The sequence below is a fragment of the Acuticoccus sediminis genome (genome assembly GCF_003258595.1).
Taxonomy (GTDB): domain Bacteria; phylum Pseudomonadota; class Alphaproteobacteria; order Rhizobiales; family Amorphaceae; genus Acuticoccus; species Acuticoccus sediminis.
Genome location: NZ_QHHQ01000008.1, coordinates 160,367 through 177,739, shown reverse-complemented (window position 1 = coordinate 177,739; position 17,373 = coordinate 160,367). Strand labels below are relative to the sequence as shown.

13 protein-coding genes are annotated in these 17,373 nt (G+C 69.4%); 6 read left to right on the top strand and 7 right to left on the bottom strand.

What is annotated here, in order from left to right; genetic code table 11:
• Window positions 1-88: 88 nt before the first annotated feature.
• The 3 genes from DLJ53_RS28340 to DLJ53_RS28330 all read left to right on the top strand — a co-directional run bounded on the left by DLJ53_RS28340 (window position 89) and on the right by DLJ53_RS28330 (window position 3,731).
• A complete protein-coding gene (locus DLJ53_RS28340) occupies window positions 89-1,030 on the top strand; it encodes an ABC transporter permease (protein WP_111351588.1) in 942 nt (313 codons plus the stop codon).
• A 65-nt stretch (window positions 1,031-1,095) separates the two neighbouring features.
• Window positions 1,096-1,947 carry an ABC transporter permease gene (locus DLJ53_RS28335; RefSeq protein ID WP_211100700.1) on the top strand — a complete coding sequence of 284 codons (852 nt, stop codon included), beginning with the start codon at window positions 1,096-1,098 and terminating at the stop codon, window positions 1,945-1,947.
• Window positions 1,944-3,731 carry an ABC transporter ATP-binding protein gene (locus DLJ53_RS28330; RefSeq protein WP_111351587.1) on the top strand — a complete coding sequence of 596 codons (1,788 nt, stop codon included), beginning with the start codon at window positions 1,944-1,946 and terminating at the stop codon, window positions 3,729-3,731. Before DLJ53_RS28335 ends, DLJ53_RS28330 begins: the two co-directional genes overlap by 4 nt.
• A 277-nt stretch (window positions 3,732-4,008) precedes the next feature.
• Here DLJ53_RS28330 and DLJ53_RS28325 read toward each other — a convergent pair whose 3' ends face one another.
• The 6 genes from DLJ53_RS28325 to DLJ53_RS28305 all read right to left on the bottom strand — a co-directional run bounded on the left by DLJ53_RS28325 (window position 4,009) and on the right by DLJ53_RS28305 (window position 9,670).
• Window positions 4,009-4,773, bottom strand: coding sequence for an amino acid ABC transporter ATP-binding protein (locus DLJ53_RS28325; RefSeq protein WP_111351586.1), 765 nt, complete (start codon window positions 4,771-4,773; stop codon window positions 4,009-4,011).
• Complete coding sequence (locus DLJ53_RS28320; RefSeq protein WP_111351585.1) at window positions 4,766-5,431, bottom strand: amino acid ABC transporter permease; 666 nt, start codon at window positions 5,429-5,431, stop codon at window positions 4,766-4,768. Before DLJ53_RS28320 ends, DLJ53_RS28325 begins: the two co-directional genes overlap by 8 nt.
• A gap of 9 nt (window positions 5,432-5,440) precedes the next feature.
• A complete protein-coding gene (locus DLJ53_RS28315; protein WP_202913403.1) occupies window positions 5,441-6,082 on the bottom strand; it encodes an amino acid ABC transporter permease in 642 nt (213 codons plus the stop codon).
• A gap of 28 nt (window positions 6,083-6,110) precedes the next feature.
• Window positions 6,111-6,971 carry a transporter substrate-binding domain-containing protein gene (locus tag DLJ53_RS28310; RefSeq protein WP_202913402.1) on the bottom strand — a complete coding sequence of 287 codons (861 nt, stop codon included), beginning with the start codon at window positions 6,969-6,971 and terminating at the stop codon, window positions 6,111-6,113.
• Between the two features lie 182 nt (window positions 6,972-7,153).
• Window positions 7,154-7,312: a hypothetical protein gene (locus tag DLJ53_RS35340; RefSeq protein ID WP_162409636.1), complete on the bottom strand. Its 159-nt coding sequence runs from the start codon at window positions 7,310-7,312 to the stop codon at window positions 7,154-7,156.
• A 126-nt stretch (window positions 7,313-7,438) separates the two neighbouring features.
• A complete protein-coding gene (locus tag DLJ53_RS28305) occupies window positions 7,439-9,670 on the bottom strand; it encodes a CHASE2 domain-containing protein (protein WP_162409634.1) in 2,232 nt (743 codons plus the stop codon).
• 289 nt (window positions 9,671-9,959) lie between these two features.
• Between DLJ53_RS28305 and DLJ53_RS28300 the strand changes: the two genes are divergently transcribed.
• The 3 genes from DLJ53_RS28300 to DLJ53_RS28290 all read left to right on the top strand — a co-directional run bounded on the left by DLJ53_RS28300 (window position 9,960) and on the right by DLJ53_RS28290 (window position 16,593).
• Window positions 9,960-11,276, top strand: coding sequence for a tetratricopeptide repeat protein (locus DLJ53_RS28300; protein ID WP_146620123.1), 1,317 nt, complete (start codon window positions 9,960-9,962; stop codon window positions 11,274-11,276).
• Window positions 11,276-14,299: a FecR family protein gene (locus tag DLJ53_RS28295; protein ID WP_111351582.1), complete on the top strand. Its 3,024-nt coding sequence runs from the start codon at window positions 11,276-11,278 to the stop codon at window positions 14,297-14,299. The genes DLJ53_RS28300 and DLJ53_RS28295 overlap by 1 nt, the downstream gene beginning before the upstream one ends.
• Before the next feature lie 116 nt (window positions 14,300-14,415).
• The gene (locus tag DLJ53_RS28290; RefSeq protein ID WP_111351581.1) at window positions 14,416-16,593 is read left to right on the top strand and encodes an acetate--CoA ligase family protein; all 2,178 of its coding nucleotides are present in this window, start codon (window positions 14,416-14,418) and stop codon (window positions 16,591-16,593) included.
• Between the two features lie 75 nt (window positions 16,594-16,668).
• Here DLJ53_RS28290 and DLJ53_RS36195 read toward each other — a convergent pair whose 3' ends face one another.
• On the bottom strand, window positions 16,669-17,133 hold the full coding sequence (locus DLJ53_RS36195; protein WP_244935181.1) for a PaaI family thioesterase: 465 nt from the start codon (window positions 17,131-17,133) through the stop codon (window positions 16,669-16,671).
• Window positions 17,134-17,373 lie beyond the last annotated feature (240 nt).

Below are 17,373 nucleotides of genomic sequence, written 5' to 3'. Positions count from 1 at the left end.
GTGCGCCCGTCCGCCGCCGCCGAGGTCCGTCCGTTCAAGCTGGAGACCATCCCATGACGGGACATCCTCTTTCGGGGCACGAGCGCAGGTGACGGCCTTCGTCATCAAGCGGCTCGGGTTCGCCTGCATCACGCTGTTCGGCGTCCTCACGGTCGTCTTCTTCATCGTGCGCGTCCTGCCGGGCGACCCGGCCCTCATCATCCTCGGCGACCAGGCCAGCCAGGCCTCGCTGGCCTCGCTGCGCACGCGCCTCGGCCTCGACCAGCCCCTCATCGTCCAGTACTTCTCGTTCCTCGGCGGCGTCCTGGTGGGCGACTGGGGCACCTCGCTCGTCTCCGGCCGGCCGGTGATCCAGGAGGTCCTCAACGTCCTCCCGGCGACGCTGGAGCTCACCGGCGTCTCGCTCGTCATCGGCGCGGTGCTCGGCATCCCGCTCGGCGTCTGGTCCGCGCTCAGGCGCAACAAGTTCACCGACTACGTGATCCGCATCTCCTCGCTGCTCGGCCTGTCGCTGCCGGCGTTCGTGTCGGGCATCCTGCTCCTGATCGCCTTCTCCATCCAGCTCGACTGGTTCCCGGTGATCTCGTCGGGGCGCGGCACGACGCTCGGCGACCGCCTGTCGGACCTCGCGCTGCCGGCCATCAACCTCGGCCTCATCATGGCCGCCTACATCACCCGCGTCGCCCGCTCGGCGATGCTGGAGGTGCTGAACCAGGACTACGTGCGCACCGCCGAGGCGAAGGGCCTCGCCTTCGCCGTCATCGTCTGGCGCCACTGCCTGCGCAACGCGCTGATCCCGGTGGTGACGGTGGTGGGCCTCTACCTCGGCTACCTCATCGGCAACTCGGTCCTGACCGAGATCGTCTTCAACCGCCCCGGCCTCGGCAAGCTCATCGTCGGCGCGCTCAACCAGCGCGACTACACGATGCTGCAGGGGATGATGGTCATCTACACGCTGATCGTCGTCCTGGTGAACCTCGCCACCGACCTCGTCTACGGGCTGATCGATCCGAGGATCAAATACAAATGAGCCGCGCCGCATCCCGCACGGCCGCCCCGCGCGCGCCCACGTCCAGAATGGCCTACGTCCGGCGGATGCTGAGCGCCTTCGGCGCCGGCCTCCTCAAGGCCTTCAACGCCAACAAGACGTCGTGGGTGGGCCTCGGCCTCTTCCTCTTCGTCTGCCTGCTGGCGATCCTGGCGCCCTACATCGCGCCCTACGACCCCATCGACCAGTCCATCCTGCAGCGCCTGAAGCCGCCGTCGGCCGAGCACTGGTTCGGCACCGACTACTACGGGCGCGACACGCTCTCGCGCATCCTCTACGGCGGGCGCATCTCGCTCACCATCGGCCTCCTCGCCATCGGCCTCGCGCTCGTCGTGGGAACGGTCATCGGCATGGTCGCGGGGTACTATGGCGGGGCGATCGACATCGTCCTCATGCAGATCATGGACGTCCTCCTCGCCTTCCCGTCGCTGATCCTCGGCCTCTTCATCGTGGCGATGCTCGGCCCCTCGGTGGAGAACCTCATCTTCGCGATCGCGATCACCGCCATCCCGCCGTTCGCGCGCATCGCGCGGGCGCCGACGATCTCGGTCAAGGAACGGGAGTTCGTGGAGGCGGGGCGCGCGCTCGGCTTTTCCAACCGGCGCCTGATCCTGGGCCACATCCTGCCCAACATCCTCCCCGAGATCCTGGTGATGGGCTCGCTCTACCTCGCCACGGCGATCCGCGTCGAAGCCTCGCTCGCCTTCATCGGCCTCGGCGTCTCCCCGCCGACGCCGACCTGGGGCGGCATGATCCGCGAAGGGTTCGAGAACATCCTCGACTCGTTCTGGCTCGCGGTCTTCCCGTCCATCGCCATCCTGCTCGTGGTGTTCTCCCTCAACCTCCTCGGTGACGGCCTGCGCGACGCCATCGACCCGCGCCTGAAGGGTGAAGAATGAGGATCCTGACGGTCGACGACCTGTCCGTCGCCTTCCGCTCCGAGGGCCGCTGGCTCACCGTGGTGGACGGCGTCTCGTTCCACATCGACGCCGGCGAGACCGTCGCCGTCGTCGGCGAGTCCGGCTCCGGCAAGTCCGTCACGGCGCTTTCCATCATGCGCCTCCTGCAGAAGGGCGTCTCGCGGATCGGGGGCCGGATCTCGCTGGAGGAACGCGAACTGACCGCACTCGACGACGGCGCGATGCGGGACGTGCGCGGCGCCGACATCGGCATGATCTTCCAGGAGCCGATGACGAGCCTCAACCCGGTGCTGACGGCCGGCTTCCAGGTCGCCGAGGCCCTGCGCCGCCATCGCGGCATGTCGGCCTCGGACGCGCGCAGGGAGGCGCTGCGCCTCTTCGACCTGGTGCGCATCCCCGACGCGCAACGGCGCTTCGACCAGCACCCGCACACCTTCTCCGGCGGACAGCGGCAGCGCGTCATGATCGCAATGGCGATGGCGTGCCGGCCGAAGCTCCTCATCGCCGACGAGCCGACGACCGCGCTCGACGTGACGATCCAGGCGCAGATCCTCTCGCTCATCGCCGACCTCCAGAAGGAGATCGGCATGGCGGTGATGTTCATCACCCACGACATGGGCGTGGTGGCGGAGATCGCGGACCGCGTCGTCGTCATGCTGAAGGGCCGTAAGGTGGAGGAAGGCGAGGTCCACGAGGTCTTCGCCGCCCCGTGCGAGCCGTACACGCGCATGCTCCTCGCCTCGGTCCCGCGCCTCGGTTCGCTCGGCGAGACGACGACGCCGCGCCGCTTCGCCGATCTCACCGTGGCCGAGCCGGTGGAGGTGCCGCAGGAGCCCGACCGGCGGGGCGAGCCGATCCTCGACGTCTCGGGCCTCGTCACGCGCTTCCCGGTGCGCGGCGGCCTCCTCGGCCGGCCCGTCGGCAAGGTGCACGCGGTGGAGGACGTCTCGTTCCAGGTCCGTGCCGGCGAGACGCTGGCGCTGGTGGGCGAGTCCGGGTGCGGCAAGTCCACCACCGGCCGCTCGCTGCTGCGGCTCATCGAGCCGACGGCCGGGAGCATCGCCTTCGAGGGCCGCGACGTGATGGCGGCGAGCCAGGACGAGATGCGCACCATCCGGCGGCGCATGCAGATGATCTTCCAGGACCCGTTCGGCTCGCTCAACCCGCGCAAGACCGTGGGCGCGGCGATCAGCGAGCCCATCCGCGTCCACGGCCTCGCCAGCGCCGTCGAGGCCGAGGAGCGGGTCATCGACCTGCTGGAGCGCGTCGGCCTCTCCGCGGACCACGCCCTGCGCTTCCCGCACGAGTTCTCCGGCGGGCAGCGGCAGCGCGTCTGCATCGCGCGGGGCCTCGCCCTCGACCCGACGCTGATCGTCGCGGACGAGTCGGTGTCGGCGCTCGACGCGTCGGTGAAGGCGCAGGTCGTGAACCTGCTGCTCGACCTGCAGCGCGACCTCGGCCTCGCGTACGTCTTCATCAGCCACGACATCGCGGTGGTGGAGCGGGTGAGCCACCGCGTGGCGGTGATGTACCTGGGCGAGATCGTGGAGATCGGCCCGCGTGCGGCCGTGCTCGGCTCGCCGCGTCACCCCTATACGCAGAAGCTCATCGAAGCCGTGCCGATCGCCGATCCCGAGGAGCGGCACGGCAGCCGGGCGCTGATGACGGACGAGATCAAGGGCACGGTGCGCCCGCTCGACTACGAGCCGGAGAAGCGGCCGCTGGTCGAGGTCGCCCCGGAGCACTTCGTGATGGAGCACTGACCCCCATCCGGCCCGCGCGGCCGGAGGGATGCGGCGGGGTCAAGTGCCCGCCCGGACCCACGCGCAGCTCGCAGAGCGAGCATGGGGAGGACGGGTGCTTGAGGCCGCCGCATCCCTCCTCACACGCTCGATCCGGTGTTCAGGTCGGCTGGCTCCTTCAGCCATCCGAACTGAACGCCTGCCCGTCGGCGAGACGGGGGGAGCGCGAGGGGGGAACTCCCCTCGCTCCGACTCCCGACGCGTGACCGCCTCCCCGGTCGGAGGCGAAGCGCCCGCGTCAGGCGTAACGGGCCAGGAAGCGCCGGGCCCGCTCGGTCTTCGGGTCGGTGAAGAACTCGCTCGGCGGCGCGTGCTCGACGACGACGCCGCGGTCCATGAAGACGACCTCGTCGCACACGTCGCGGGCGAAGCTCATCTCGTGGGTGACGACGACCATGGTCATACCCTCCTGCGCGAGGCCGCGCATGACGGCGAGCACCTCGCCGACGAGCTCGGGGTCGAGGGCGCTCGTCGGCTCGTCGAAGAGGAGGACGTCCGGCTTCATGCAGAGCGCCCGGGCGATGGCGACGCGCTGCTTCTGACCGCCGGACAGCGCGAAGGGGTAGACGTTGCGCTTGTCGGCGAGGCCCACCTTGTCGAGCAGCATCTCGGCGTGGGCCACCGCGTCGCTTCTCGGAACGCCGAGCACCTTCGTCGGGGCCTCGATGACGTTCTGCAGCACGGTGAAGTGCGGCCAGAGATTGAAGCTCTGGAACACCATTCCCATGCGGGCGCGGCTGCGGGCGAGCTCCCTGTCGCTCATCAGCTTGCCGTCGGGGTGCCGCCCGACGGGCTCGCCGCCGAGCAGGACCTGCCCCTTGTCCGGCGTCTCCAGGTAGTTGAGGCACCGCAGCATGGTCGACTTGCCGGAGCCCGACGGGCCGAGCACGCTGATCGTGTCGCCGGGGTTCACCACCAGCGAGATGTCGCGGAGCACCTCGAGGTCTCCGAAGGTCTTTGAGATGTGCCGGGCCTCGAGCGCCGGTACGGTCCTGTCAAGCACGGCCGAGACCCCTCTTCCTGGCAAAGCGTCCGACGACGAAAACGAGCCCTTCGATGGCCATCGTCGTCACCCAGTAGAGGGCGATCGCGACGATGAAGGGCTGCAGCGGAACGAAGTACATCGACTGCACCGAGGACGCCGCATAGGTCAGCTCCTGCACGGTGATGATCATCAGGAAAGCGGTGTCCTTCAACATGTAGATGAGCTGGTTGCCGAGGATCGGCGCGCTCCCCAGCACGAGCTGCGGCAGGACGATCCGCAGGAAGAGCTTCGCGCCGTGAAAGCCCATCGCCCGTGCGGCCTCGGTCTGCCCGGCGGGAAGCTGCGACCATGCCCCGCGCAGGATCTCCGCCACGTACGCCGCATGGTAGAGGACGAGGCCGATGAGCCCCGCCGTCCACGCCGACATGCGGATCCCGACCGAGGGAAGCCCGTAGTAGAGGAGGTAGGCGAAGATCAGGAACGGCAGCATCCGCATGCCGTCGACGTAGACGTGCGCCGCGCCGCGGGTCGACGGGTTGCGCGAGACCAGGGCGTTGACGAGGATCGCCCCGAGGATGAACGCCCCGACGGTAGAGACGCCGAACAGGATCAGCGTGTTGGAGAAGCCGCGCGCGAACCTTGGCCACTCCTGGAAGACGATATCCCAGTCACTCACGCCAGGGCCTCATACGGCACGTTTCGCAGCCCGGTTCTCGAGCATGCGTTGCAGGCGCACCATCCCGGCGATGATGAGCATGTAGATGATGCCCGCCGCGATGATCGGCGGAAGCGGCTCGTAGGTGCGGGCCGAGATGCGATCCGTCACGCGCGTCAGGTCGACGATGCCGATGACGGCGATCGCCGGGCTCGCCTTGATGAGGAGCGTCGCCTCGTTCATGAGGCCCGGAAGGGCCGCCATCGACATCTGCGGCAGCATGATGCGGCGGAAGATGAGCGGCTTCGTCATCCCCACCGCCTGGGCCGCCTCGACCTGGCCGCGCGGGAACGACTCGTAGACCGAGCGCCAGATCTCGGCGTTGAAGGTCGCGGTGTTGAGGAGCAGCGTGAGCACGCCCGCGGTGACGGCGTCGATGTTGATGCCGATCACCGGGAGCCCCACGAACAGGAGCAGCACCAGCGTCACCAGCGGCGTGGCGCGGCCGATGGAGATGTAGAGCGCCAGCACCTGCGACAGGACGGGGATCCCGGCGACGCGCCCCAGGCCGAGCACGAGGCCCAGGGGGACGCCACCGAGGATGGCGAGCGCGGAGATCCATATCGTCGTCCACGCGCCCGAGAGGAGCATCTGGAATTCGGCGCCGGTCACCCGTCCCGCCTCCTGCCCGCCGGCCGGATCAGTCGACCGAGATCAGCTTCTCGTACTGCTCGACGGAGGTGATCGGCTCGGCCGGGAGGTCCGGGAAGGCCTGGCCGAACCACTTCTCCTGCAGCTCGGCGAGCTTGCCGCTCTCCTTCATCTCCAGGATGAAGCCGTTGACGAACTCCAGCAGCTCCTCGTTGCCCTTCGGCACCGGATAGGCGTGGAAGCCGGGGCCGGAGACGGGCTCGCCGATGACGAACTCGTCGCCGCGCTCCTTGATGAGGCTCTTGGCGGAGATGATGGAGTTCACGGTGTAGTCGAGGCGCCCGTTCTTCAGGTCCTCGTAGATTTCCGGATACGAGGTGTACTCGACGACCCGGCCCATGGAGCCGCCCGTCTCCTTCAGCATGGCCTCGAGCTCGGGCAGGCGCGACAGCAGCACCGATCCGGCCTGGACGCCGACGGTCAGCCCGTCGAGGTCTGCGATCGAGTTGATCCGGTCCTCATCGGCGCGCTTGATGTAATAGTGCTGCGCGGACGCGGTCGGGATGGCGAAGTCGAACACGCGCAGTCGCTCGGGCGAGATGATGGAGCCGGTGATCGCCGCGTCATACTTGCCGGCGCGCACCGAGGCGAGGAGGCCCGACCAGGGCAGGATGTCCTGGTGGATCTCGAACGGGGCGTATTCCTTGAGGGCGGCGACCATGTCGTGGGTGAAGCCGGTGGGCGTGTCGCCCTGCATGATCTCGAACGGAGCGTAGTTGTCCTCCGTCGCGATGTTCATGTAGCCGCGCTCCTTGATCTCGGCGAGATCGGCCGCGCTGGCAGCGAGCGGCGCCACGGCGAGGGTGAGGGCGACGGCTGCGCCCGTCAGGAATTTGGACACGTCCATCATTTCGGTGCTCCATTCTGTGTTGCGCGGCCCGGGCGCCGGGAGGTGAGTCCGGCGGGGTTGCGTGGGTGGACGCACTGCAACCTCAATGCCAACAGGGGGCCGTTCGCCACGGCGGACGGTGCGGACCGGCCGTCCCTCCCCGCATCGCCGGAGCCGCCGGACGGCCTCGCTTTCCCGGTCGATCACGCGCCGGCGCGCAGGACGCCGGTGCCGAGCCCGCCGGCAACGGCCGGCACGAGGCCGGGCCGGGCCTCGACGAGAGCGTCGTTGCCGCGGCTGGGACCGGCCTCCGGCGTTTCGTCGAGGCGGATTGCGACCTCGGCCCCGGGTCTCGACGCCAATCCAGATGCCCGGTTGCCCTTAAATCGCGCACGCCGCGCACCGGGGTGCATCGGGGCGCCGGTCGAAGCCGCAACCGGCGCGCCGCAGGCCTTTCGATTGCCGACGAAGAATGGCGCCGCGCCGGGTCAGTCGGTCGCCGCGATGTCGCCGATTTCGCTGCGCATCAGCCGCTGGTAGCGGCTGCGGTAGATCGCGACGACGGTGTCGAGCATCGTGCTGCCCAGGGCGTCGAGTGTCTCGAGCGCGTCGTTCATCGCCGTGGTGTCGCCAACCTCGGCGGCGGTCGCGAGCGCGTCGACCGCCTCCCCCGCGATCTCCAGCGCCTCGGAGGGCGGGTGGTTCGGCCCGCCGATCAGCGCGAACACCTCGATCGGCGCCGTCTTGCCCTTCACGCGGACGTTGTCGACGAGCGCGAAGACGTAGCCGGCGGGGCGGGCCTGCTCGGCCGTGCGCGGACCGACGAGGATCGGCACGCCGTAGGTCTTCGTCTGGCTTTCCAGGCGCGAGGCGACATTCACGTCGTCGCCGATCACCGAATAGTCGAAGCGCTGGTCGGCGCCGAGGTTGCCGACGCAGCAGACGCCGGTGTTGAGGCCGATGCCGATGGCGGTCACGGGAAAGTCCCGGTCGGACGACGCGTTGAAGGCGGCCAGCGCGTCGAGCATGCTGAGGGCGGTCTCGCAGGCGTGCGCGGCGTGGGCGAAGTCGTCGAGCGGGGCGTTCCAGAACGCCATGATCGCGTCGCCCATGTATTTGTCGATGGTCCCCCGGTGGGCGAGGATCACCCCCGTCATCTCGGTGAGGAAGGCGTTGAGGTAGGCCGTCAGCGCCTCGGCATCCATCGTCTCGCCGATGGTGGTGAAACCGCGGATGTCGGTGAAGAGAATGGTCATCGGCCGCATCTCTCCGCCGAGGGTGAGGCGCGCCGGGTCGTCGGCGAGGTTCTCGACAACGTCGCTGGAGACGTAGCGGCTGAAGGCGTGGCGCACCCAGCGCCGGTCCGCCCGCTCGCGCACCGCCACCCACGCGGTCATCGCGAACAGCGTGATCCCGCTCGCCAGCGACGGGAAGGACGGGTCGATGAAGATACCTTCGCGCGTGAACGCCCAGTAGCTAGCCCCGAAGACGACCGCGATGGTCGTCACGCCGACGACGGCCGCCGTCTGCGGCGCGAGCACCGCGGCCACGAGGCCGAACAGCAGCGCCAGCAGAACGAAGACGATGATCTCCATCCCGTCCGCCCAGTCCGGCCGCTCGAGCCAGACGCCGGCGACGATCTGCTCGATGAGCTGGGCATTGATCTCGATTCCGGGGATCGCGACGTCGATGGGCGTCGCCTGGAGATCGAAGAGCCCGGTCGCGGTCGCACCGACGAGGATGATGCGCCCGGCGATCTCCTCCGGCTTCACGTCGCCGTCCAGGACGCGCCAGGCGGAGATGTGCCGGGCGTCCTCGTGCGGGGTGTAGTGCATGAGGACGCTGCCGTTGCGCGTCGTCGGGACGACGAAGGCGCCGATCTTGATGGCGTTGATGCCGGTCTCCGCGCCGAACGCCGTCTGCCCGCTCGCATTGGAGGAGCGGATGACGAAGCCGGTCTCCCCCTGCGCCACCCGCAGCGTCTCCGCCGCGAGGCCGGGCATGAAGACGCCGTCGCCGGCATGGAACATCAGCGGCACGGTGCGCACGATCTGGTCCGTCCCCGGCAGCCAGTTGAGCGCGCCGAGGCCCACCGCGGCCTGCGCCAGCGCCGGGAGAGGCCCCTTGATCTGCCCGTAGTTCGGCAGGAAATCGTGCGGCGGGTCGCCGGCGAAGGCGTAGCCGGCCTTCGGGTCCGAGAAGCCGCGGTCGGAGGACGGCTGCTGACCGGAGTCCGCTTCCAGCAGCACCCCCACCACGGACGGCGCCCGCTGGAGCGACACGGCCAGCATGTCGTCGCCGCGCGGCACGCCCTGGAGCGCGGCGGCCACACGGTCGCGCTCCGGTCCCTCCGGCATCAGGCGGGCGATGTTGTCCGGCGACATCCGGTCCGGCTCGGCGAAGATGATATCGAGGCCGATGGCGGCGGCGCCGAGGTCCGTCAGCCGGTCCACCATCGTCGCGATCTGGCTGCGCGGCCAGGGCCACTGGCCGACACGGCGCAGCGACTCCTCGTCGATGGCAATAATGCGAACCGGCGCGTCCGGGTCGAAGGCCCGCGGCGACAGGTTCTGGTACTCATCGAACACGATCGTCCGCAGCCGTTCGAGGGCGGTATAATCTTCCACCCGCACGAGCACGCCGATCACCACGAGGGTCAGCGTGATCAGCGTCAGGGGCACCACCCGGCGGAGCGAGCGGCGCCACCGATTCGGCTTCAAACGGCGCCGATTACGGGCCTCTGCGACGAGATCTTCATCGTCGACGGTGCGTTGCATCGGCTGGCGACCTCGCCGTCATCCCCAAATTGTTGCCTATACGCGACACAGGGCAACAGATCGCAGAATCACGACCGAATGTTGGATGTGTTCGAGCGCCCATAGTGTCAAGTTAGACTGTAGAAAATTGCACGAATATGCGTTCCTGGCGAAGGGGTCTTCCATGATCGGCACGTCGACGGTCCGCCGCCGCACTTTTCGCGGGGGTTGGCTCGTTCGTGCTCTGGCGCTGATGGTTGTGTTCAGTCTGTGCAGCGCGGCATCGGCGCAGACGGGAACCTCGGGTCCATCGGCGCTGGAGGCGCGGCGCGACCAGCTCTTTCTCGCCACCCTCAACGACCCCGACAACCTCGACGTCGCGTTCGAGTACGCCCTCATCTCCGCCAAGCTCGGCGACTACGAGGGCGCCATCGCCACCCTGGAGCGCATCCTCGTCTTCGCGCCGAACCTGCCGCGCGTGCAGCTCGAACTCGGTGTCCTTTACTACCGCATCGGCGCGCGCGACATGGCGCGCAGCTACCTCGAGGCGGTCGCCGCGCAGCCCAACCTCCCCGCTCCGGTGCGCGAGCGCGTCGAATCCTTCCTCGGCGCGATCACGAAGCAGGACCGCCGGCTCGTGATGTCGGCGCAAGTCGTGGGCGGCGTGCAGTACCAGACCAACGCCAACGCCGCGCCCGGTGACGACACGGTCGTCGTCAACGGCATCCCCGTCGTCCTCAACAACGACGCCCGGGCGACTGCGGACTGGAACGTCTTCTCCCTCGCCCGGGTGCACTTCTCCTACGATCTTCGCAACCAGGGCGACCTGATCGAAGTCGACGTGACGAACTACAACAGCGTCTTCTTCGACATGGACCAGCTCAGCCTCAACCTGATCGAGGCGCAGGTCGGTCCGTCCTTCAGCCTCGGCCGCGTGGGGCTCGATACGTCCCGCATCGGCGTCTACGGCATCCTCGGCGCCAACGCGCTCGGCTACTCGATGTACTCCGGCACCTACGGCGCGGGCGTCCGCCTCCAGAGCTCGCTGGCCGACAACATCCTCTACGACGGGCGCGCCGAGGTCCGGGCGCTCAACTACGACAACTCGGACGACTACCCGACCGTGCGTCTCCAGACCGGTCAGGAATACCGCGCGTCGGGGCGCATCACGGGGCTGTGGTCGCCGCAGTGGATCACCTCGCTCGCGCTCGGCACGCGCATCGTCGACGCCCGCGAGGACTTCAAGAGCTTCGCCGAGCTCAACCTCATCGGCAACGTCACCTACCGCTTCTTCGGTCCCAACTACGGCCCGCTCGAGGGGAGCGTGCCGTGGGAGCTGTCGCTGACCGGCGGCGCCACCTACCGCCCCTACTGGGGTCCCGACCCGGTCCTCGACCCGGGGACCACCGAGGAGGACGTCGCGCTGTGGGCCGAGGCGGGCATCTCGGTCCCGATGGAGCACGACTTCGCGGCCTTCTTCACCAGCCAGATCCGCCACCAGGCGTCGAACTACGACACGCGTGAGTACACCAACGCGATCTTCACGCTCGGTCTCTCCAGAAGGTTCTGATGATGGCGCACACCTTCTCCCCCCGCCGGGCCTTCCTCGCCGCGACCGCCCTCGCCACGATCTTCGCCGCGGCGCCGTCGCTGGCCCAGGACCGCATCGGCGTCACCACCGCCGTCAACCAGAGCACCGACGTCGAGCGCACCGCCGTGCGCAAGACCGTGGTGATCGGCGACAACATCCTCTTCCGCGACCGCGTCATCACGTCCAACGACGGTCTGGCGCAGATCATGTTCGTGGACGGGTCGGCCTTCACGATCGCCTCCAACTCGCGCGTGGTGATCGACGAGTTCGTCTACAACCCGTCGACCGGCAGCGGCTCGCTGGCGGCCGAGGTGACGCAGGGCGCGCTGCGCTTCGTCGGCGGCAAGCTGTCCAAGACCGGCAGCCAGGTGCGCTTCGGCACGCCGGTCGGAACGCTCGGCGTGCGCGGCGGCATCGTCAACATCGACCTCGAGCCGTCCTGCCTCGACGACGGGCGCTGCCCGTCGGCCACCGCCTCCCTCGTCTTCGGCGACGAGCTGCTGCTCAACCCCGACGGCGGCGGGCCGAGCCGGCGCATCTACCAGAAGGGCTACTCCTTCGCCTTCTTCGGCACCGGGGCCGGCGTGACGGTCGAGACGGTGCCGACCTCGCGGCTCGACCAGTCGCGGCTGCAGAGCCGCCTGTCCGGCCGCCCCGGCAGGAACGGCGGCGCCACGGTCATCCCGACCAACGAGGACGTGGTCGCGAGCCTCATCCCGGACGCCAACTCGAACCTCGCCCCGGTGACGGTGCTGCCGCGCCCGCGCCCGGAGATCGTGCGCAGCGGCTTCGCGCCCGAAGAGAACGAGGTCGGTATCCCGACCGTCACCAACCAGATCGAGACGACGATCGTCGAGCAGGCGACGTCGGACGTCATCCGCGACGACGCGATCAACAATGCCGAGCCGCCGCCCCCGCCGCCTCCTCCTCCCCCGCCTCCGCCGCCGCCGCCCCCTCCGCCGCCTGAGAACGACTTCACGATGCGCTCCGCGCGCACACCCGTCGTCCCCGGCCAGGAGGGCGCTGCCGCCGCGCTGACGCTGCTGGTGAACGATCCGGTGCGCCAGGAGGCGAGCTATGTGCGCAACGAGGAAGGCGAGATCGTCCGCATCCGCACCGAAAGCGGCACCTCGCTCCCGTACACGGAGGCCGAGGGCGACCGGCGCTTCCGCCTGCCGTCCAACACGCTCGGCTTCAACAACGGCGACCCGTCGAACGGCCTGCTGATCCGCCGCGCCGACGGGTTCGTGCTCTACTATCTCCAGCCGGCGACGCCCAACGGCGCGTTCGAGCAGGTGATGTTCACGGGCTACGGCGGAGTCGCGACGCCGCTCGACGTCTTCTTCCCGGAGGCCGGCGAGCGCGACCCGCTGGTGCGCACCTACCGCATCGACTCCAATCCGCAGTGGCGGCGCCAGGATCTCAACTCGCAGCTGCCGCTCCTCAATCCGCTCGTGGCACGCGAGTTCGGCCGGTCTCTCCTGTCGGCGAGCACCACCGATCTGCTGATGGTCGACGCCAACGACTTCAGCGCGCAGCCGGGCTTCCTGCAGGCCGGTCTCGTCATCCGCGGTTCGGGCTTCGACCAGCGCTCGGTGCTGTCGCTCGGCGTCGGCTTCGTCAGCAGCACGTTCGAGGACACGGACGATGCCGGCGTGTTCGCCATCGGCAGCCGCCGCGGCACCTACCGCGTCTCGTCCGACTACGGCGCGGCGGCGATGACCGGCGCGATCTCCAACGCCGACTTCATCGTCGACGGCAAGCCGCGCACGATCTACGGCGCCAACGGCGAGACCTTCGTCATCGGCACAGGCGCGGCGCAGAACGGCGATCAGGTCTACGCCGACGACGCGGTACAGCCGCTCCGCGACCCGACGGTCGGCTTCGTCGACGTGCAGCCGTCGAGCGGCGGCTTCCTCGGCGACAACGAGCTGACCAGCGGCACCGGCCTTCTCGCCAACCTGGTGCGCGAGACGCCGGTGACGGCGTTCGACCGTGTCGTCGGCCAGTTCGAGGGCTTCGCCGCCGGCATGATGGAGACCGACAACGGCCGGGCGGTCCCGATGCGGTCGGTGGAGACCGGCCAGTTCGTGCTCCAGACCCTGGTGCAGCGCTCCGGCGTCGGCGGCGTCGTCATCGTCGAGGACTCGCAGAACCTCGACGACACGGTGGCGGCCCTGCAGGTCCCGTTCGGCCTCGGCACGATCGACCTCTCCGGACGCAGCGACATCACCGGGCAGACCGAGGCGGCCGTGCCCATCGTGCGCGGCAGCACGACCACCGAGACCTACGTCGACCACGACACCTATGCGGCGATCGAGGCCGGCTACAACAACCGGCCCGGCAGCCCCGACACCAAGATCACCACCGACGCCGGCACGTCCGCCCCCCAGGTGGCCGGCACGAGCCCGGCGACGTACATGATCCCCTCGACGCTGGTGCCGCAGAAGGAGCTCTTCGAGAGCGCCGGGGTCACCGAGTGCGAGTGCAAGTTCCTGGAATGGGGCTGGTGGGGCACGCAGACGGAGACCGAGGTCGCCGACGGCGAGACGCGGCGTGACTTCGTCCACCTCGGCACCTGGGCGGCCGGCGACGTGACGCGTCAGGTCGACATGCCCACCTCCGGCTCGGCGACCTTCAACGGGCACGCCGTCGGCAACGTCGCCGCTGCGACGGAGACCGGCACGGCGCACTATGTCGCCGTCGGTCAGGTCAAGATGGACTTCGACTTCGGCGAGCGCGCCGGCAACATCCAGTTCAACAACTTCGACGGGCGCAACTTCGGCGGCGCGGTCGGCATGCAGGACGCCCCTTCGGCGCTGAACCAGTTCGGCGGCCGCGTCAGCGGCGGCGACACGAGCGGCGAGTTCCCGAGCCTGACCGGCAACGTCACCGGCGCCTTCGTCGACGGTCCCCGGACCCACGCCCAGGGCGTCATCGGATCGTTCGACGCGTCCGAGCGCGGATGGCGGGCGAACGGCACCTTCGTCGGCCAGCGCTGACCGGAACGAGTGGCGGCCGCGACGGCCCGCCGCCACTCGCACTTCGAAACTGAGTTTCGAAATTCGTCAAACCGTTTAAAGTGTCCGCAAAAAGCCCAAGGACACGAGAAACGGACATGACACGCGACCCCTATCCCGGACAGTCGCTGCGGCGACTCTTCAACCCGAAAAGCATCGCGATCGTCGGCGTCTCCTCGCGCGAGACGTCGTTCGGCGCCCGCTTCGTCGCCAACCTCTACGCTTTCACCGGCACGCTCTACCTCATCAACCCGAAGCGCGACGAGCTCTACGGCCGCCGCTGCTATCCGTCGCTCTCCTCCCTGCCCGAGGCGCCCGACTGCGTGGTGATCGCGACGGACCTCAAGCAGGTGGAGCCGATCTTCGAGGAGTGCATCGCGGTCGGGGCGGGTGGCGCCGTGGTGATCGCCTCGGGCTTCGCCGAGACCGGCGATGCCGAGACCGCGGCGATCCAGACGCGCCTCGCGGCGCGGGCGGCCGAAAGCGGCGTGCGGCTCAACGGGCCCAACACCATCGGTTTCGTCGCCTACGAATCGCGCTGTGCGGCGACCTTCCTGTCCGACCTCGCCTTCGAGCGCTGCTGGGACCGGCCGCGCGAGTTGCGGCGCATCGGCTTCATCAGCCAGTCCGGCGCGCTCGGGCTCGCGGCGAGCCAGGCGGCGCAGCGCGGCGTCTACTTCAGCTCCATCCTGACCTGCGGCAATTCCGCCGACGTGAACCTCGCCGACTGCATCGCCTACCTCGCCAGCGACGAGGACACCGCGGTGATCGGCTGCCTGCTCGAAGGGATGCCCCATCCGCGGCAGATCGAGACGGCGATCCGCGGTGCCACGGAGGCCGGCAAGCCCGTCGTCCTCTACAAGATGGCCAAGGGCGAGGAAGGCGCGCGCGCCGCCGCCTCCCACACCGGCAACCTCGCCGGGTCGGAGGACGCCTACCGCACGATGGTGGAGCGAGCCGGCGGCGTGTTCGTGGAAAGCTACGAGGAGCTCCTCGAGGTTACCGCCTTTTTCGGCAAGGCCGGGACGCCCGCCGCGAACGGCACCGTCGTCATCGCGACATCGGGCGGCGCGGCGATCATGGCCGCGGACGCGGCCGAGTTGGCGAGCGTTCCCCTTCCCCAGCCCAACGCAGAGGTCTCGGCGACCCTCGCCGCGCGCATCCCCGAGTTCGGCTCGGCGCGCAACCCGTGCGACGTCACCGCACAGGTGATCAACGACATGGAATCGCTGGAGGTATGCATCCGTTCGGTGATGGGCCAGGCCGAGTACAACTCGGTCATCGTCCCGCACGTCCTCGCCTACGAGACGAGCCTGCCGCGCATCGCGCTCATGGACCAGATCGCCGGCGAGGCGGGCAAGCCCATCATCGTGCCGTGGCTGACGGCGTGGCTCGAGGGGCCGGGCTCGCTGGAGGTCGAGGAGGCGCGCCACCTCATCCTCACCCGCTCGATGAACCTCACCTTCAAGGCGATCAGGATGTGGACCGACTGGCATGCCAGGCGAGGCCGGTCGACGCAGAGCGGCCGCATCTCCGATCCGGACGCCGCGGCGCGGGTCGCGCCGGACCTCGCGGCCGCGGGGCGCACGCTCGCCGAGCGCGACGCCAAGCGCGTGCTGTCGGCCTACGGCGTCCCCGTCGTCACCGAGGAGCGCGCACGCACCGCCGAGGAGGCGCGCGCCATCGCCGAGCGCCTCGCCATGCCGCTCGTCATGAAGATCGATTCGCCCGACCTGCCCCACAAGACCGAGGTCGGCGGGATCGCCCTCGACCTCTCGACGCCCGACGCCGTCGAAAGCGCCTTCACGCAGATGATGGAGAGGGTCGCCGCCGCGGCCCCCTCCGCGCGGCTCGACGGCGTCCTCCTCCAGCCGATGATCCCGAAGGGGGTCGAGATCGTGGTCGGTGCCACCGTGGACGCCGCGTTCGGCCCCATCGTGGTGGTCGGCCTCGGCGGCGTGCTGGTCGAGCTGCTGAAGGACAGCGTCGCCGCGCCCGCCCCCGTGACGCCGGGCGAGGCGCGGGACATGCTGGGCCGGCTGCGCGGGCGCGCGATCCTCGAGGGCTTCCGCGACCTCCCGGCGGTGAACGTGGAGCGGCTCGCCGACATCGTCGCCCGGGTGTCCGAGTTCGCGGCCGACCATGCGGGCGCGATCGCCGAGCTCGACGTCAACCCGCTGATCTGCCGCGGCACGGACATCATCGCCGTGGACGCGCTGATCGTGACGGCCGGCGCCGCGGAGGTCTCCGGCGAGGCTCAGGTCGAGCCGGCCTGAGCCTGCCCCGGGCCGCCGCCCCGGCGGCGGCTCTCCGGCCGCCCGCGGGCGCGTCGTCCGCTTGGGGGCGCGTCGTCAGCCCGGCAGCTTCCAGGTGGAGGTGGCGTGGGCGCAGAGGCGCTCGGCCTCGTCGAACAGGCGGCTTTCCATGAAGCACATGGTGCGGCCCCGGCGCAGGAAGCGGCCTTCGCAGGTCGCCGTCCCCACGCCGATGGGACGCATGTACTGTGTCTTCATCTCGATGGTGGCGGTGCCGGTCGCCCCGGTCGCCTTGTTGAGGAGGTGGCCCATCGAGATGTCCATCGCCATGGCGATGATCCCGCCGTGCAGCGTGCCCTGTGGATTGAACAGGAACGGTGCGACGGGGAAGCTCACCAGACAGACCTCGACGTCCGAATCGGCAACGCCTTCCGGAAGGTAGCGAAACGAAGCGTCGAGGAGGCGGGCGAGGAAGAACGTCTCGAAGCCGGGGGCGTTCGTGGCGAGCGCGGTCTCGACCCGGGAACGGACGGCATCGCCGTCGATCTTGCTTTCAGCCACCGTGCCGCCTGACGTTGTTGCTCTCGGCGGCAGTCTGTCATCCCCCCGCTCGGCCCCGCAAGGGTCTGGCCATCCGCTTCGCCGACCCGGCCCCCAAGTCAACCGACCCTCGCCTGCGGCAAGACAGCGCCACGCCGTCAGCGAATGACGGTATCGCGATTCACGAGGTACCCCGGCCCGACAATCTGTGCCACGACACGCAAATTGCGCCGCGCCGCGTCTGCCGCTCGGTCCCGTGCG

What these genes read in the sequence shown, in the direction of transcription:
- DLJ53_RS28290 (WP_111351581.1), top strand. Translation starts at nt 14,416, where the DNA reads ATGACACGCGACCCCTATCCCGGACAGTCGCTGCGGCGACTCTTCAAC.
- DLJ53_RS28310 (WP_202913402.1), bottom strand. Translation starts at nt 6,971, where the DNA reads ATGATGGACGTGTCCAAATTCCTGACGGGCGCAGCCGTCGCCCTCACC.
- DLJ53_RS28295 (WP_111351582.1), top strand. Translation starts at nt 11,276, where the DNA reads ATGATGGCGCACACCTTCTCCCCCCGCCGGGCCTTCCTCGCCGCGACC.
- DLJ53_RS28300 (WP_146620123.1), top strand. Translation starts at nt 9,960, where the DNA reads ATGGTTGTGTTCAGTCTGTGCAGCGCGGCATCGGCGCAGACGGGAACC.
- DLJ53_RS28335 (WP_211100700.1), top strand. Translation starts at nt 1,096, where the DNA reads ATGCTGAGCGCCTTCGGCGCCGGCCTCCTCAAGGCCTTCAACGCCAAC.
- DLJ53_RS28330 (WP_111351587.1), top strand. Translation starts at nt 1,944, where the DNA reads ATGAGGATCCTGACGGTCGACGACCTGTCCGTCGCCTTCCGCTCCGAG.